15 protein-coding genes and 1 pseudogene are annotated in these 16,341 nt (G+C 68.1%); 2 read left to right on the top strand and 14 right to left on the bottom strand.

Annotated features, from left to right (window positions below; translation table 11 throughout):
* Positions 1–22 precede the first annotated feature (22 nt).
* Positions 23–292 carry a metal-sensitive transcriptional regulator gene (locus tag LTT66_RS29125; protein WP_067806486.1) on the bottom strand — a complete coding sequence of 90 codons (270 nt, stop codon included), beginning with the start codon at positions 290–292 and terminating at the stop codon, positions 23–25.
* A 159-nt stretch (positions 293–451) separates the two neighbouring features.
* Here LTT66_RS29125 and LTT66_RS29120 point away from each other — a divergent pair, with 159 nt between their 5' ends.
* Positions 452–1,063 (top strand): mycothiol-dependent nitroreductase Rv2466c family protein, encoded by a 612-nt coding sequence (locus LTT66_RS29120; protein ID WP_233061777.1) that lies wholly within the window; start codon positions 452–454, stop codon positions 1,061–1,063.
* Positions 1,064–1,436: 373 nt separating this feature from the next.
* Here the strand turns inward: LTT66_RS29120 and LTT66_RS29115 are convergent, their stop codons facing one another.
* The 4 genes and pseudogenes from LTT66_RS29115 to LTT66_RS29100 form a co-directional block, all read right to left on the bottom strand.
* Positions 1,437–3,056 (bottom strand): ABC transporter permease, encoded by a 1,620-nt coding sequence (locus tag LTT66_RS29115; protein WP_233061776.1) that lies wholly within the window; start codon positions 3,054–3,056, stop codon positions 1,437–1,439.
* Complete coding sequence (locus LTT66_RS29110; RefSeq protein ID WP_233061775.1) at positions 3,053–3,967, bottom strand: ABC transporter ATP-binding protein; 915 nt, start codon at positions 3,965–3,967, stop codon at positions 3,053–3,055. The genes LTT66_RS29115 and LTT66_RS29110 overlap by 4 nt, the downstream gene beginning before the upstream one ends.
* On the bottom strand, positions 3,964–5,316 hold the full coding sequence (locus LTT66_RS29105) for a serine hydrolase domain-containing protein (protein WP_233061774.1): 1,353 nt from the start codon (positions 5,314–5,316) through the stop codon (positions 3,964–3,966). Before LTT66_RS29105 ends, LTT66_RS29110 begins: the two co-directional genes overlap by 4 nt.
* A gap of 357 nt (positions 5,317–5,673) precedes the next feature.
* Positions 5,674–5,832 (bottom strand): annotated as a pseudogene (locus LTT66_RS29100) (pyridoxamine 5'-phosphate oxidase family protein); the annotation flags it as partial.
* A 242-nt stretch (positions 5,833–6,074) separates the two neighbouring features.
* On the opposite strand from LTT66_RS29100, the gene LTT66_RS29095 reads away from it, so the two are divergent.
* Entirely contained in the window at positions 6,075–6,983 is a 909-nt protein-coding gene (locus tag LTT66_RS29095) for a DUF302 domain-containing protein (protein ID WP_233061773.1), read from the top strand.
* A gap of 232 nt (positions 6,984–7,215) precedes the next feature.
* Here LTT66_RS29095 and LTT66_RS29090 read toward each other — a convergent pair whose 3' ends face one another.
* From LTT66_RS29090 to LTT66_RS29050, 9 genes are all read right to left on the bottom strand, one after another.
* Positions 7,216–8,589, bottom strand: coding sequence for a hypothetical protein (locus LTT66_RS29090; RefSeq protein WP_233061772.1), 1,374 nt, complete (start codon positions 8,587–8,589; stop codon positions 7,216–7,218).
* Positions 8,586–8,972 (bottom strand): hypothetical protein, encoded by a 387-nt coding sequence (locus LTT66_RS29085; protein ID WP_233061771.1) that lies wholly within the window; start codon positions 8,970–8,972, stop codon positions 8,586–8,588. The genes LTT66_RS29090 and LTT66_RS29085 overlap by 4 nt, the downstream gene beginning before the upstream one ends.
* Positions 8,972–9,160, bottom strand: coding sequence for a hypothetical protein (locus LTT66_RS29080; RefSeq protein ID WP_043698411.1), 189 nt, complete (start codon positions 9,158–9,160; stop codon positions 8,972–8,974). The genes LTT66_RS29085 and LTT66_RS29080 overlap by 1 nt, the downstream gene beginning before the upstream one ends.
* Positions 9,157–10,929, bottom strand: coding sequence for a hypothetical protein (locus tag LTT66_RS29075; protein WP_233069435.1), 1,773 nt, complete (start codon positions 10,927–10,929; stop codon positions 9,157–9,159). The genes LTT66_RS29080 and LTT66_RS29075 overlap by 4 nt, the downstream gene beginning before the upstream one ends.
* Positions 10,930–11,116: 187 nt before the next feature.
* Positions 11,117–11,992 (bottom strand): 1-acyl-sn-glycerol-3-phosphate acyltransferase, encoded by an 876-nt coding sequence (locus LTT66_RS29070; protein WP_233061770.1) that lies wholly within the window; start codon positions 11,990–11,992, stop codon positions 11,117–11,119.
* Between the two features lie 16 nt (positions 11,993–12,008).
* Positions 12,009–12,695 (bottom strand): hypothetical protein, encoded by a 687-nt coding sequence (locus LTT66_RS29065; RefSeq protein WP_233061769.1) that lies wholly within the window; start codon positions 12,693–12,695, stop codon positions 12,009–12,011.
* Entirely contained in the window at positions 12,692–13,252 is a 561-nt protein-coding gene (locus LTT66_RS29060; RefSeq protein ID WP_233061768.1) for a hypothetical protein, read from the bottom strand. Before LTT66_RS29060 ends, LTT66_RS29065 begins: the two co-directional genes overlap by 4 nt.
* Positions 13,253–13,487: 235 nt before the next feature.
* Complete coding sequence (gene gudD, locus LTT66_RS29055) at positions 13,488–14,834, bottom strand: glucarate dehydratase (protein ID WP_233061767.1); 1,347 nt, start codon at positions 14,832–14,834, stop codon at positions 13,488–13,490.
* Positions 14,831–16,237: an MFS transporter gene (locus LTT66_RS29050; protein WP_233061766.1), complete on the bottom strand. Its 1,407-nt coding sequence runs from the start codon at positions 16,235–16,237 to the stop codon at positions 14,831–14,833. Before LTT66_RS29050 ends, gudD begins: the two co-directional genes overlap by 4 nt.
* Positions 16,238–16,341 lie beyond the last annotated feature (104 nt).

Raw genomic sequence — 16,341 nt, 5'->3', positions numbered from 1 at the left:
CTTTCATGAGCGACGATTCGTGTCAGGCCAGAGCTAGGAACAGTTTCTCCAGCTCGTCGACGGTCATCTGCTTCTGGCCGTCGACGGATCGGCCGGTGAGGCATTCGCGCAGTCCGGTAGCGACGATCTTGAATCCGGCGCGGTCGAGCGCCCGGGAAACCGCGGCGAGTTGGGTGACCACGTCTTTGCAGTCACGACCCTGCTCGATCATGGCGATGACCCCGGCGAGCTGACCGTGCGCCCTCCGCAGCCTGTTGAGTGTTTCGGTGATCGCTGTTTCGTCGCCGACCATGGTGGCGCCTTCCTTCTTTCGTTGTCTTGTTCATGATACCCGAGGGGGTATACCCAGGGAGCGAATGAGCCTCTCCGGCTCCCATGCCCCAGGGGGTATAGTGGCCAATAAGGAATATACCCCGTGGGGTATTCGGCCAGTGACGACAGGAGGATTTCGGTGGCCGATATCGATCTGTACGTGGATCCTGTGTGCCCCTTTGCCTGGGTGGCCGCGCAGTGGCTGCTCGACAGTGCGGCCGACGAGCACGTGGTGACCTTGCGACCGATGAGCCTGGCCGTGCTCAACGGCGATCACGATGTCGATGCCGACCACGCCCCGATGATCGTCCGATCACGTCGGATCGGCCGAGTGTTCGCCGCCGCCGTCGAGCAATACGGTCGGACGGCGTTCACCCCGCTCTACCTCGAGTTGGGTCAGCGGTGGCATGCGGGCGGCCACCACGCAGACGACGCGGTGGCCGCCGCACTGGCCGCGACCGGCTTCGATCACAGACTGATCGAGGCCCTTGATGACGCCCGCTACGATGCCGCGGTCGCCCACGCCCATCACGCCAGCCAAGCAGCGCTCGGCGGGCGCAGCGGCAGCCCCATCATCGGCGTCGACGGTCACGTCTTCAGCGGTCCCGTCTTGACCGAGCCACCTCGGCCGGGAAGCGCCCCAGAGTTGCTGGCTGCCCTCATCACCGCGGCCACCACTCCCGGATTCGCCGCGCTGCAGCGCCCATACCAGGGCCCGCCCACCTTCGCGGGCGTCGAAGGACAGCGCTGATGTGCTCCCCCATCCAGTGCCGTGTCTGCGGCAAGACCACTTGGGCCGGCTGCGGCACGCACATCGACGCCGTCCGCGCCGCTACCCCGCCGAGCCGGTGGTGCCCCGGCCACGACGACGACCACGCCCCGAACCGAGCACCCGTGCGAGGTCTCCGTCGCTTGTGGCCCCGCTGATCAGTCGCGCGGAAAGTCGCCATCGCACCCCCGGTTCGGCCTGCCGGGACGCAAGCCTCCGCTACCCGTGGTAGGCGCACCGACCAACGGTGTACCAGCGGAGGCTCCGGGTCGTCGACAATTCTCGTTGCGCTTTCGATGCCGCCGAGTACTCGCCCGACGAGCGACAATGTGTGCGCCAGCGGACGGAGTCCTGGTCAATACCCGACGTCGCGGCGGCGAAAACCGGCGGCAGCGAGTATCAGCCCGGCCAGTGCGGTCAGGATGATCACGAGTATGGGCGTGGCGGTGACGGTATGCAGCGGCACCTTCGGAATGTGGGTGAACGGCGAGGCGTCGTCGAACCAGTCGGGCAGATCGAATGCGGCCGCGAAGAGCAGCGCCACGGCGCAGTAGGCGAAGGCGGCCCACGCCACCGCTACAGCCGCTCTCGGAGCCCAGCCGAGGCCGAGCGCCGCAACCGCGATCACCGACCAGACCGCCGGTAGATGCACCAGCGCCACACCGGTCATGCGCAGTGCCTGTCCTGAATCGGAGATCGTCAACCCGTACGTCAGACCGATGCCGAAACCGCCGACAGCCAGCACGAACGCGCCGCCCCCCACAGCGATGGCGAGATGGCTCGCCAGCCAGCGATACCGGCTGACCGGAGCCGCCAGCAGCGGCTCGGCGCGTCCCGCGGTCTCCTCCCCACGCGCGCGCAGCACACTGGCGACGCCGAACGCGGCGGTGAGCAGCGCGACGATCGACACCGTCAGAGACAGATACGAGTTCACCGCGTCGGCCGCGCCGCCGGGAAGGTAGGCGGCGATCTCGGGATTGTCGGCGAGATACTCCGCGATACTGTCGGCGAACGAGCCGTACGCGGCCCCTAACGCGAAAACGGCCACGGCCCACCCGGCCAGCGAACCGCGCTGCAACCGCCAGGCAAGGCCGAGCGGCGAGCCCAGCGCCCAGGACGCGGTCGCGCGCCCAGTGCCGTAGGGGAGCAGTCCGGCGCCGAAGTCGCGTCGATCCAGCAGAGCGAAGGCCAAAGCGGTCAGCGCGAAGGTCGCGGCGGCGAACAACAGCACCGTCCACCAGCGGTCGCCGGCGTACGGGTAGCTGCGCTGGGCCCATCCGATGGGCGATGCCCAGGAGGCGGCTCCGCTGCCCACATCGCCGATCGCGCGCGCTACATAGGCGGCCGCCAGAGCAAGCCCGACCGCCCCGTAGACGCTGCGCGGATTCTCGAATATCTGCGCAGCGACGGCGGTGACGGCGGCGAACGTGACACCCACTCCCCCAATGACTACTCCCAGCAGCAGTGAGCCACCCGTCGGAAGCCCGGTACCGACCGCGGCGGCGAAAAGCACCAGCACGACGGCGATATCGGCCAGCCCAGCCAGTGTCAGCGCGGCGACGGTGGGTGCCCGGCGCCCTACCCGCGCCGAGCGGAGCAGTTCCGCGCGCCCGGTCTCCTCGTCCGAGCGAGTATGCCTGCCGACCAGAAACATATTCATCAACGCGACCACGACCGCCAGGTACGCGAGTATCTCGAAAACGATCTCGCCGCCGATGGTCGTCAGCAATTGCGTCGGCCCGCCCATGGCGACGGCGGCCGCACTGGCACTCATCGTCTCGCGCAGCTGCGCGAGCTTCTGCGGCGTGTCGTAGAAGCGTTGACTACCGACCGACTGGAACGCGAGCAGCGCGGCGGCGCCGAACAGCCAGCACGGCAGCGAGAACCGCTCGCGTCGCAGCGCGAAGCGCAGCAGCGTGCCCGCCCCGGAGAGATCTTGCCGCAGCGTCGGCCGCGAAATCATGGCGGTGCTCACCGGCTCTCCTCCCCTGAAGGGGCCGAGGCGGCGCCGTAGTGGCGAAGGAAGATGTCCTCGAGTGTGGGCGGCGTGCTGGTGAGGCTGCGCACACCGGAATCGGCGAGTACGCGCGTCACGGCGTCGAGGTGGGCGGTGTCGACATCGAACCTGGCCCGAGTGCCGTCGCGGACGAGGTCGTGCACTCCCGCCACCGCGTCCAGCCCCGCCAGCGGCCGGATGGTTTCGACGGTGATCGTGGTGCGGGTCAGATGCCGCAGCTCGGCCAAGGTGCCGCTTTCCACGGTGCGCCCGCACCGGATGATGCTCACCCGATCGCACAGTGCCTCCACCTCGGCCAGAATGTGACTGGACAGCAGGACGGTCCTGCCCTCGTGCTTCCATTCCGCGACGCAGCGCTGGAATTCGGCTTCTTTCAGCGGGTCGAGGCCAACGGTCGGCTCGTCGAGCAACAGCAGCTCCGCGTCCGAGGCCAGCGCCGCGACGAGCGCGACCTTCTGCCGGTTGCCCTTCGAGTAGGCACGGGCCTTCTGGTGTGGATCGAGATCGAATCGCTCCAGCAATTCGGCGCGGCGGCGCCGGTCGATCCCGCCGCGCAGACGGCCCATCAAGTCGATGACCTCGCCGCCGGTGATTCCGGGCCAGAGGAGGACCTCACCGGGCACGTAGGCCAATCGCGCGTGCAGTGCGACCGCGTCCGACCACGGATCACCGCCGAGCATGCGCACCGTCCCGGAATCCGCACGCAGCAGTCCCAGCAGAATCCGAATCGTCGTCGTCTTACCCGAGCCGTTCGGACCCAGGAACCCATGGATCTCACCGGTGCCTACGGTCAGATCCAGTCCATCGAGTGCTTTCGCGGGACCGAACGATTTCGTCAGGCCGGCGATCGTAATCGCGGGCTCGGTCATCTGGGCATCCTTTCCACCCGCCGGGCCGGCCAGGTTCTCGACTTTCGCAGCGTCATGGGATGCAGGTCGAAGTGCATCCTCATCGCCCCGGTGCCGGACTCCCGACTGAACAGAATTCTGCCGGTGCCCAGACCCCACCGACCCATATCGATGCGGAAGGCCAAGGGATCGTCGGGATCGTCGGGGTGCAGAGGCAGTCCGCGCACCAGGGCGGGAATCGGGGTCAGCACCCGCAGCACCGGTCGGCCACCGCTGATCCGCACTTCGGCGCCTGCTCCTACCATCGATCGGGCGCGGACATCGGTGAGCGCTCCGGGCAGTGGGTAGAAGCCGCAGATCTCGGACCAGATTTCCGGTCGGTGCGCGACGTCGTCGCGGATCGCCGGTTGCGCGACACCCAGGATCTCGTGCAGTAGGGCGGAGGATTCGGCCGGAAGCCAGAGCAGGGCGCGATGACCGCCGGTGACGAAGGCCAGGACGGCCTGTCCGTCGTCGGGGGCGAGCCAGATCTGGGAGTTGAACCCGGGCAGGATGCCCTGATGTTCGATCACCCGATGGTTTCCGACCTGACCGCGGAAGAATCCGAGGCCCATTCCCGGCACCCGGGGATCGGGCTGGTACTGCGGTGCGAACATCATTGCCAGCGTCGCGGATTCGACCACGGAACCGTATTCGTTGCCACCGCCGCCGAGCAGTGCGGCGATATAGCGGCCGATATCGCGCGGAGTGGAGTAGGCCGAGGACGCCGCGGCGGTGATCATCTCGCGATGGGTGATCTCTTTTGGCCCGTGCGCGCGCAGCCGGTATCCCACCGCCCGCCGCGCCGCGGCTGCGGGCGGAGTGAGACTCGTGTCGAGCATGCCCAGCGGCAAGAAGAGCCGCTCGCGCAGATAGTCGGCGAATGGGACGCCGGTGACATCGGCGACGATCTGGCCGAGGGTGGCGAAGCCATGGTTGGTGTAGGTCCATCGGCTGCCCGGTTCGGCCTGGACACGCAGCCCTCGCCGGTAGTACCGGCTCAGCGGCGGTACGGGTTCGCCCGGCGCAACGCTCTCTCCGAAATCGGGGTCCAGCACCCGCCGGGGATGGGCTGTCTCACCGATGCCCGAGGTGTGGGTCAGCAGGTGGCGTACCGTTACCGGCCCGAACCGCGAATCGGCGGGGACCAGACGATAAGCACGTAGATACTTGCTCGCCGGGGCATCGAGATCGATCAGTCCGCGCTCCCACAGCTGCATCACCGCGATCGCGGTGAACGTCTTGGTGATAGACGCGATCCGGAAGATGGTGTCCTGGGTGAGCGGGCGGTTCGCGGCGATGTCGGCCATCCCGTGCCCAGCGAACTCCATTCGCCCGTCACGTACGACGGCGACCGCGGCACCCACCACTGCCCGCCGATTGAATACGCGTCCGATCCGGTCCGCTAGTCGGCGGTCCTCGTTTACCAGCACGGTTTCTCCATTCGCTCGCTGCCGTCGGCGGCACTAATCAGCGTGCGGTTTCGCGGAGGGCATTGGAGGAGGACATCGACTCGAAGGCGGAGGTCGAACGTCCCACACTTTCTCGGAGAGCCGTCGGATGGCGACCGCGCTGACCTCTGTCCACCTCTGCCCTGTCCACGTACTGAGGCTCGGAGCGTGTGGTGCGGTTACCGCAGCGGCGGGGCGGCGTCGTTCTGGGAGTGCTGGAGAGCGGGGCACGGAGAGCAGGCGGGTGCGTATGAGGACCATCCCACCGTCGAACAGATGATTTACCGGGCGTATGGCAGGCAGCGCGTCGCAGGTGAAAACGACCCGCCCGTACCGCGCGCTCGCCAGCAAGCGGAGCGACTCAGTCTGCCGGTCTGTCGAATCGCCTCGTTCCATACCTCGATCTTCTGCTGCGTCTTCGTGCTGCCACAGAAACGAAAGTCACCATCCGATGGCCGTTCGGAACATGCACAGGACCCTGGACACCACCCCGAGGACATTGGTCCCGGAGTGAGAGGGCAGGACGGGCCTTCCCTTGTGGTGACCTCCGTCGTTTCCGGCGTCCGATGGCGGTTGGACCCCCAGAGCAGGACTTTCGCCCCTGTGCGGCGGCAGGCCGCAGAGCGCACGCTCATCGCATGACGCGAACCGAGGAGGCTGCGATGGACTACCAGGTGGCCCTGATCGAGTCGGCGCCGGAGGTAGTGCTGCGAGTGCCCCGCGAGATCCGACCGAACTCGAATCTGCTCGGCGAGGACATCTCCGAGGGAATGCGGGAGGTGACCCGGATCGTGCAGAATGCGGGATTGACCGCCAGCGGCGCGCCGACGATCACGTTCCGCGAGGATCTGCCGATCGATGAGGCGATCGTGGTGGAATTCGGCGTTCCGGTGGAGCCTGCGCCCAACCTCGGCCCCAGCTCCGGCGCCCAGGTAGTCCTCATGCCCGGCACCCTGGTCGCCCGCACCAGCCACCGCGGTAGCTATCGCGACCTCGGCGTGGCGTATCGGGCGCTACGGCAGTGGTTGCGTGACGCGGGATATCAGCCGATCGGTCCACCCACCGAGGCGTATCTGATCGGCCCGGACGAGGTCTCGGATGCCCGGCGACTGCTGACCGAGATCCGATTGCCGGTCGCTCCCGCCCCGACCATCGCGGCCAACCTCGACGCGCCGTTCGAACTCGCCGTCGAACGCACCAGGGAGGCGCTGCGAAACCACGGGCTCATCGTGACCGCCGAAGTGGACATGCAGGCCACACTGCGCGAGACCATCGGCGAGCACATCGAGAACTACCTGGTTGTGGACGCATGCGATCCTCGGCTGACCTTCCGCGCGCTGACCTCCGACCGGCAGGCCGGTTTGGTGACATCGTGCCGTGTGGTGGTGCGCTCGGTCGACGACGGCACCGTGGTCGAGGCGATCGATCCCGATGTACCGCCTCACATCATGGCCGGATCGGAGCTACCCCCGGTAGCCGGTGACGTACGGCGGCGGCTCCTCGCCGCCTTGGACAGCCTGCGAGACGCGGCGCCGGCATCCACGTGACCGGCCTGGCCGAGGCCGAATCGGGCCTGCGGATCGATCCCACCGAACGGATCGATCTGCTGCTACGCGATCTACGCGGCAGCCGCTGCGCCAAGGCCGGGCTGCTGGATGTGATCGAGGCACTTGTCGCCTTGGCCGGTGAGCCTCATCCCCTCCTGCCGCACACCCCACGACACCCCTGTCCCCCCGTAACCGGCAACGATCCAGCGAGTCCGAACCATGAGGTAACCCGCTATGAACCCACATACGTGGCGAAATCGCTGCCAAATGGGTGCTCTAACAGAAGATAAAGACCGGTGAAGGTGAAAGCGACCATGGTCAGCATCAGGGCCAGCTGACCGGTGAGCCGATGGGCCCGCGGCAGCAGGCGCAGGCAGCGGTCGTGCGCGGCGGCGACACCGAGGACGTGGCCGACGACAACGGCCAGCACCTTGATCGTCCCCAGCGCCGCGGGGTGGGCGGACAGGACGTAGGCGACGTCGCGGTCGGCGAGCCCGGCGAGATTCCATCCTCGCCCGAACGGATCCGCGAACAAGATCACCGTCGCTTGTCCTTTCTCCACGAGAAACGTCAGATAGTGGGCCACCAGATAGCCGGCGACGATCGGTGTCAGGCTGTGGGCGAGGCGAGCCGGTAGCAGCCGCCGCCGCGCTTCGTCCAGGCCGCCGGTCGCCCGGGCGGCGGTCCGGAACGCGACGCCGACGACAACGATGAACCCGAGCAGTCCCGCCGTGTTCAGCACCACCGGCAGGACATCGGATCCACCGCTGCCCGCATCGGCCAGTAGTCCGCGCCACGATGGAAATGTGGTGAAGCTGTCGAACGCGGTCGAGCCGAGCAGGGTGGCGGCCACGGCCACCCCGCCGATCCGCGCCGGAGTGCCCGCCAGGTTGTCCAGCGGCGAACGGAGCACGCGTGCACCGGTAGCGCGGCGTCCGAACGGGCTCAACCTGCCCAGCAGGCTGCTGTACACCTCGAGCGGATCGGCGCGCTCGGCCCACGCCGTGCCGTACACGATCAGACCGATCGTGGTCACGACGAAGTATGCAGCCAGCCAGGTGGTCACAGCCGCCACCGAACCCGGTTCCGGGTAGGCCAATTCGAGCCATACGAAGGAGAACAGACCGAGCACCGCCGGCCACTGCCCCCAGGAGCTGGGATACCGGACCAGGCCGTGCCCGGGCGGGCGGCGCCACGCCAGGCAGATGGCGCGGTGCAGCGCGCGCGCCGGGGACAGCACCTTCCAGACGGGACCGGCGACCAGCGAGGCGACCATGACCCCGACCCACAGGAAAATGTAGACGACACCGGGCACGGGATTGTCGGCCGACTCGGATGGACCGAGCAGACCGATCGCGAGCACCCCGATCGCAGAGGACACGCTCACCACCGAAATCGCGACTCGAACCATCCTGGAGTCCACGGCCGTTCCGATGATCGCGGGGAGCGCGACGCCCGGTGATCGTGGCTCCAGACGCGGCTCGCGCCAGGCGAACGCCAGCAGCGCGAAGGAGAACGTCAAGGCCCAGGCGGCCCCGATCAGGGCGTACGACAGCGGGATCGGCAGATCGGCGGCTCCGCCGATGCCATGGGCCAGAACCGTCATCCGCGCACGAGCAGCGTCGCCACCGTGCGGCGCGCGTGGTGCAGTTCGATCTCCACCCGCCCGGGCACGTCCACGGTGAAGCGGAATCGCTGTCCGGTGCCCGGGGTGACCGCGAAAGTGTGCTCGGGCGTGGCATGGACGTGCAGTTCGTCGTCGGTGTCGCTGTCGACCACGATCTCGATCGGCCGTCCCACCCTGGTCTCCAGGCGGACGTCGGCCGGGCTCACCGATCCCCCGGAGATCCGCACCGCGACAACGAGACTGTCCGGGTCTCCGGCCACCGCGGTCGCCGAGGTGGTGGTGGCCGGATCGGTCGAGGCGCAGCCTGCCACGAGCAGACCGCCGAGCAGTACGAGCGCGACCCGACGCCGCACCGATGCCATCACTCCTCCTTCTCCACGCCGTGCTCGGACGGCGAACCGGGCGCGCGATCGCGCTCCTCCGCACGACGATCACGCAGCGCGACGAACACGACGACGGCGACTACCAGAAAGGCGGGCAGGAAAGCGGGGATGGCCAGCAGGATCGAATGATCGGCCAGGACGTCCACGCCGTCGTAGCCCTGGGTCATCGCGAAACCACCGGCTCTGCCGCCGGTCGGCTCGCGTGCGGGTACCGGTCGTTGATTCGGGCCGCGCCCCAGGACAACGCCCAGACCAGGACGAGGCTGCACAGCAGCACGACCAGCGACGCCGCGGTGAACAACCAGGACGTGAAATCGAACGAGCGCTCCCGCTGCAGCACGGTGATCTCGGCGATGAACGGCCGGGTGAACGAGTCGAGGGCCGGAACCTCTTCCACGCCGATGCCCGGGTCGGCGGCCATGAAGATCGGCGCCGCGGTCAGCACCCGGCCGTCCTGCAGCCGCAGCACGGTCTTCCACGTCCCATGTGCCGGAACAGGTTTGGTGGACACGTAGTGGCCGGGGCCCACTCGCTGGAGTTGGTCCACGACCAGACCGCGACCGGGACTGTCCGCGCCGATCCCGCCTTGCCAGGCAAGGATCTGCATCCATTCCGGGTCGGAGCCGACGAGATCGGCGGGCGTGACGCGAACGTCCGCGAGCACCATCCGTCCGCCCGCATCCGATGCGGCGTCGCGGAGGGTGACGGTGGCCTCGGCCCGCTCCGGTACGTCGGTGAGCAGGCCGTTGGCGGTCGCGGCGGCAACGATGACGACCGCGGCGACCATCAACCCGCGTCGCACCGGCGGACGTGGCAGCGCTTCACCGCGCAATGCCATGGCCAGCAGCGCACCGACGACACCGCCCACGACACCGGTGGGCACTGCCATCGCCAGCAGTTCCGGCCACATCGCGGCCGGCCACGAATTGACGAACATCGCACGGACCCAGAGGGATTCCAGCCACAGTCCGACCGTCGCGATGCCGAGTCCGCATACAGCGCCCCACCAGATCGGTCGCCGGGTGAGCGGCAGCAGCGCGAGCAGTTCCACCACGACCGCGCAGCCGAGATAGAGCGGGAAGACGTTGCGTGGCGCGTCGATGATCGGCCCGCCGACCAGCACGGCGACCACGGTGCGAACCAGGGCGGCGAAGCCGACGACGACCAGCGTGCTGAACGGCCCGAGGCTCAAGCGGGCGGCAACGAGGGAGATGGCGGCCGCGGCCACGATGAGCATCGGTTGCAGGACGAGCCGGAACTGCTGCACGCCGAAGTCGAATTCCACCTGGAACACCGACAGGCCGATGAGCAGGCCGCCGAAGGCGAACGACCGCAGCAGCCACATCAACCGTCCATCGGCGCGGTCGGGTTCGGGCTTGCTGTGCCTGCCCTCGAACTCGAGCAGCAGCACACCGACCAGTGACAAACCGGCGCCGCCGATGAGCATCAGATGCGTCGGCCCCCACAGCGTGACGTCCTGACCGAACAGCCGGTGCCAGATGTCGTCGAGGGGAAAGCCGATCAGCGCGTAGAGACCGGCGCCCGCTATGAGGATGCCGCCGACAGGCGCGTACCAGGTGCGGGTGATCCGCACCGCCGCGGCGCCGGGCTTTTCGTCCAACGGAAGCACGATCGCCGACATTCCGGCGGTGAACAGGAAGAACAACCCCGCCAAGATGAAGTAGTGCGCCGGATTCGCCAGCGGCCCGTCGTCGCGTCCGTTACCCACGTGCAGGCTGACGTCCCAGATGAAGCCCAACAGGGCGGTCAGAATCGTCGCGAGGAACATCGCGAGCGGGAGGGCGACCCAGCCGGGTCGATTGAACAGCCGCCCGAGACGGTCGGCGACACGCTGCAGCCACGTGATTCGCCGGGTGCGGTGCAGGTAACCGACCCACAGCAGCACGATGGCGACCACCCCGGCAGCGCCGGTCATGGCCGCTACCTGGTCCAGCGCCGCTCCGCCGCCCTCGGTGCCCGGCGCGGCGAACCATCCGATCTTTTCATGCGCGACTGCGCGCACGGGAGACCTCCATCACACTGAGCGGATATATGTTACGAACGGTATCATAAAAATTGGCGGCCGTGGGAGGGTGCGGCCGAAATCGCCCCACTGATTCCGTTCACCCGACGATCGGCAGGTCGCGTTCCTCGTCCAGCCTGGTCAGTGTGCGTTGCATGATCCCGGTGACGTGCCGGTAGGCCCGCTCCAGGTCGAGTTCCGGACCCAGCGCTTCGCGCAGGTCGATCGGGTCGAGGAACTCGACGGTGATCTTGCTGGGCAAGGGCAGGTGCCCGGCGAGATCACCGATGTTCAGTCCCCACGGCAGGGCGATGGAGATCGGGAACACTTTCAGCCGCAGCATGCGGTCCAGCCGCAGCAGGCGCGCGATCCGATCCCCGCGGGTGAGCACCAGCTCGCTCTGCTGCGCACCGATATTGACCACCGGGACGATCGGCACCCGCTCGTTCCAGGCCAAGCGGAGGAAACCGGTGCGACCGGCGAAGTCGAGGCGGTCTTCCTCCCAGCTGGGGCGGTGGACCTCCCAGTCGCCGCCGGGATAGACCAGCACCACCGCACCGTCGCGCAGCGCCTGCTCGGCATTGCCCGGGTCGGCGTTCACCGTGCCGAAGCGACGCAGCAACGACCCGATCACCGGGTAGGCCATCACCATGTCGTGGGCAAGCTGGAAAAAGGGCCGGTGCGGGCCGAAACGCCGGACGAATGCCAGCGTGGTGACCAGAACCTCCGGCGACACGTTGCCGCCGGAGTGGTTGGCCACCAGCAATACCGGCCCCTTTTCGGGAACCCGATCCAGCCCGCGCACCTCCGCCCGGAAATAGAGGCGGACGAACAGCCAGCCCAGGCCCATGGTGTCGGCGATGAACTCCGGGTCGCGGTCGCCGGGGTCAGCGCTGGGTACCCGGGCCTTCACCTGCTGGGCGACCCAGTTCGTCGCTCGGTCGACCGTTCCCGTCGCCAGTCGAAAGACATCCATGGGCCACGGGGCTCGGCTAGGCGCCGGTCGAGAGCAGCTGGTCGAAGAACCCTCGGTAACCGCGCAACGCCTGCCGGAGGCCTTCGGTGTCGGACTCGTCGCCCAGCCGCGAGTCCAGTTCGCGTTTGCGCTCCTGGTAGGTCGCGACCAACTGGTCGATGGTGCCGCCGAGCAGTTCGTCGGCGCGAGCAACGGCGGCCCTCGGGTTGTCGACGAAGGTGACCTGGACCTCGCGCCACTGGGTGCGCAGACGATCGAGATCGGCTTCGGGGATCAAGGGCGCGAGCTGGTCGCTTGCCGCGGGAGCGGACGCCGTGGCGTCGGCGCCTCGGGTGGAGTCCTGCGCAACCCCCTGCGTCGAAGCATCCATGCTGCCACGCTCGGCGTCACCGGCGAACTCCGCTCGTTCGTTGCCGGTCGCGGACTGCCCTGCTGAGGTGGTCTCGCGCATCGCCCCCGGGTCGTGGGCCCGAGCGGCCGAGTCCGGCTCGACCGCATCGCCGCTCGTCGGGCGGCGCTCGGAGTCGTCGATCGGCGTCGCGGTGTCGCGCTGGACCGCGTCGGTTTCGCCGACCTGCCCGGCGTGGGCTTCCTGCCGACGGTCCGTCGTCTCGCCGTACTGTTCGGACCCGGCGGGCTCCCCCGCCCTGGCCGAATCCTCTTCCGCCCTGGTGTGCAGCCGCCGCTCGGATTCGGTGCTCATGATTTCACGCCCTTCTTCTCCTGATCGGCCACGCCGAGCAGGTCCTTGAAAAGTTCCCGATAATGCACGACAGCGGTGCGCCGGTCCTCGGTGGACACCTCGGCACCCGCCGGTCGCGTCGCGATCTCGTGCGCGGCGCGATAGTGGACCAGCGGCTCGGCGTGCTCCACGGAGAGATCGGCGAGCTGTTGCTCGTAGTTCTCCGTGGGGTAGCCGCGCTCGGCCATGATCGTGGTGACGAGGCGGTCGGCTTCGGTGAGCGCACCGGCCGGGTCGTCGATGAATCGCTCCTGCACCTCGACCCACCGCGTGGTGTAGACCCGCTTCTCGTCCTTCGACAGGTCGCGTAGCCGCAGCTGCGCGTGCCTGCGCTCGCGTTCGGCGAGCTCTTGTTCTGCCGTCTTGCGGTCCTCGAGTTCCTGCACCGTCCGGTCGTACTCGGGGCCGAATCTGCGGCGTAGTCGCTGCCTGCGCACCATCGGCCAGACCAGGAACGCCAGCAGGGCCGCGACGACAATGACGATGACGGCGATGATCACCCATACTCCAGCCGACATCTTGACCTCCTTGCCGAGCTTGTTCGCAGGGGGTAATGCCTCTTCTGGGTGGTTCCAAACCCTTGATCTTCGACGTGTTCGGCGTGCTCGCCCTGCTACCGTGCGGCAGGGCCGCGCTACGACCGGCGAATGTATGACGTTTCGCCGGAACGAGTTTCGGCCGGGCGAGCCGCCACGCGGCAGGCAAGGAGCCGCAGACCCGATGGTCCGCGGCTCCCGTTTCCTACCGACTGGCTCAGCGCACCAGCGCAGGCCGCTTGCTGTCGAAGCGCCACCCCGGCACGAGGTATTGCATGGTCGCGGCGTCGTCGCGATCGCCCAAGCCCTCCCGCTGGTAGAGCTCGTTGGCGGCGGCGACCCGCTCCTCGTCGAGTTCGACGCCGAGACCGGGGCGCGACGGCAGGGTGAGCGTGCCGCCGGCGATGGGATAGGGGTCGCGGGTCACGCGCTGGCCGTCCTGCCAGATCCAATGGGTGTCGATGGCGGTGATCGCGCCGGGAGCGGCCGCCGCGACGTGGGTGAACATGGCCAGCGAGACGTCGAAGTGATTGTTGGAGTGCGAGCCCCAGGTCAGGCCCCACGCGTCGCACAGCTGGGCGACGCGGACCGAGCCCGCCATGGTCCAGAAGTGCGGATCGGCGAGGGGGATGTCGACGGCGCCCGCGCGGACGGCGTGGCCGAGTTCGCGCCAGTCGGTGGCGATCATATTGGTGGCGGTGGGCAGACCGGTAGCCCGCTTGAACTCCGCCATCACCTCACGGCCGGAATAGGACCCCTCCGGGCCCACCGGGTCCTCGGCGTAGGCGAGCACGTCGGTCAGCTCGCGGCACAGTTCCACGGCCTCGCTCAGCAGCCATCCACCGTTGGGGTCCAGGGTGATGCGCGCGTCCGGGAATTCCTCGGCGAGCGCGCGGACCGTGGCGGCCTCGTCCCGCCCGGCCAGCACGCCGCCCTTGAGTTTGAAGTCCCGGAAGCCGTAGCGCGCACGGGCGGCGCGAGCCAGCGCGACCACCGCGTCCGGTGTGAGCGCGGCCTGGTGCCGCAACCGCAGCCAGGTGTCGGCGTCGGCGGGCTCGTCCGCGCCGGATCGATACGGCAGGTCGGTGCGGGTGCGGTCGCCGACGAAGAACAGGTAACCGAGCACCGGCACCGCGGTGCGCTGCACGCCGTCGCCGAGCAGTGCGGCCACCGGCACCTCGAGGTGCTGCCCCAGCAGGTCCAGCAGCGCGGATTCCACCGCGGTGACGGCATGCACGGTGACGCGCAGATCGAAGGTCTGGCTGCCGCGCCCGCCCGAGTCGCGGGCGGCGAAAGTGCGGCGGATGTCATCGAGCACGGCGTGGTATTCGCCGAGCGAGCGGCCGAGCACCAATTCCCTGGCGTCGGTGAGGGTGGCGCGGATGCGTTCGCCACCGGGTACCTCCCCCACCCCGGTGCGGCCCTCGGAATCGGTGAGGATCACCAGGTTGCGAGTGAAGTAGGGAGCGTGTGCGCCGCTCAGGTTGAGCAGCATGCTGTCGTGGCCCGCGATCGGCACGACGCGCATGCCGGTGACGCGAGGGGTGCGAGACGAGGATGTCATGACCGGTTCTCCAGAGTGGTGACGGCGACGGCGTTCGGGGCGGCGGCCGGTGCGCGATCGGCGGCATGGTCGGTGGGGTCGGCGCGCAACACGGTGTCGGCGGCGCCTGCTCGCGCTTCACGACGCACCAGCAGCACCGACGCGGCGGCGAGCACCGAGGCCGCGGCCAGCGCGTACAGACCCCAGGTCACCTCACCGGTGGCCGATTTCACCAGCCCGAAGCCGTACGGCGCGACGAAGCCGCCGAGGTTGCCGATGGAGTTGATGATGGCGATGGCGGGCGCCAGGACGAGCGGGTGCAGGCCCGACTGCGGAATGGACCAGAACAGCGGGCTGGCGCTCTTGAATCCCATGGCGGCGATGCACAGGAACACCAGGGCAAGCCACGGCGAGGCGATCGCGGCCAGATAGGTGCCCACCGCCGCGGTGAGCAGCGCGATGATCAGCAGCGGCCTCCGATTGCCGGTGCGGTCACCGATCCGGGCCGAGACGTACATGGCGACCACGGCGCAGATCCAGGGCAGGGAGGCGAGCAGGCCGACGGTGATGTCGTTCACGCCGTCGATGCGGCGGATGATCGAGGGCAGCCAGAAGGTGTTGGCGTAGATCGAAAGCTGGATCGCGAAATAGATCCAGCAGAAGAGCAGGAGCTTCGGATCGGCGAGCATGCGCCAGCGCGACGCTTTGTGTGCCACACCCGAATTGACGGCCTTGTCGATCTCCTCTTCGGCAATGGTGCCACTGAGCGCTTTTCGTTCCCCTGGCGTCAGCCATTTCGCGTCTTCGATCCGGGAATCCAGAAAGAAGAAGGCGATGCAGCCGACGATCACCGACACCATTCCCTCGATGCCGAACATCCATTGCCAGCCGTGCAGGCCGCCGCCGCCGTCGAGCGAGAGCAGCGGGCCCGACAGCGGCCCGGAGATCGCCGCGGCGATCGACGACCCGGCGACGAACAGCGCGGTGGCGCGTCCGCGGTGGCTGTTGGGCAGCCACTTGGCCAGGTAGAAGATCACCGCGGGGAAGAAGCCCGCCTCGGCGGCGCCGAGTAGGAAGCGCAGGACATAGAACATCGTCGCGTTCTGCACGAACATCATCGCCGCGGAGATGAGGCCCCAGCTGATCATGATCCGGGTGAGCCAGATGCGGGCGCCGAACTTCTCCATCATCACGTTGCTCGGCAACTCGAACAGCGCGTAAGCGATGAAGAACACGCCCGCGCCGAACCCGTACGCGGCGGCGCCGATACCGACATCGGCCTCCAGATATTCACGGGCGTAACCGATATTCGATCGGTTGATCTGGTTGCAGATCAACATGACGATGAACAGCGGGACGACTCGTCGAAAGAATTTCGATACGGCCGCATCCAGTTCCGCCGTCGGCTGCCGAGTGAACGACATCGTCCACTCCTTTCGGTCGAACCACCACCGCGCTGCGCGGTGCTGTGGGAAGAGATCGTCGGGCGAGTGACTCGCCTCACAGCACAGAACTTAGAGAGCGGGGA

Source organism: Nocardia gipuzkoensis (genome assembly GCF_021183645.1).
GTDB classification, from domain to species: Bacteria; Actinomycetota; Actinomycetes; order Mycobacteriales; family Mycobacteriaceae; genus Nocardia; species Nocardia abscessus.
Note: the sequence above shows the minus strand (reverse complement) of the source record. Positions and strands in the feature narration are given on the sequence as shown.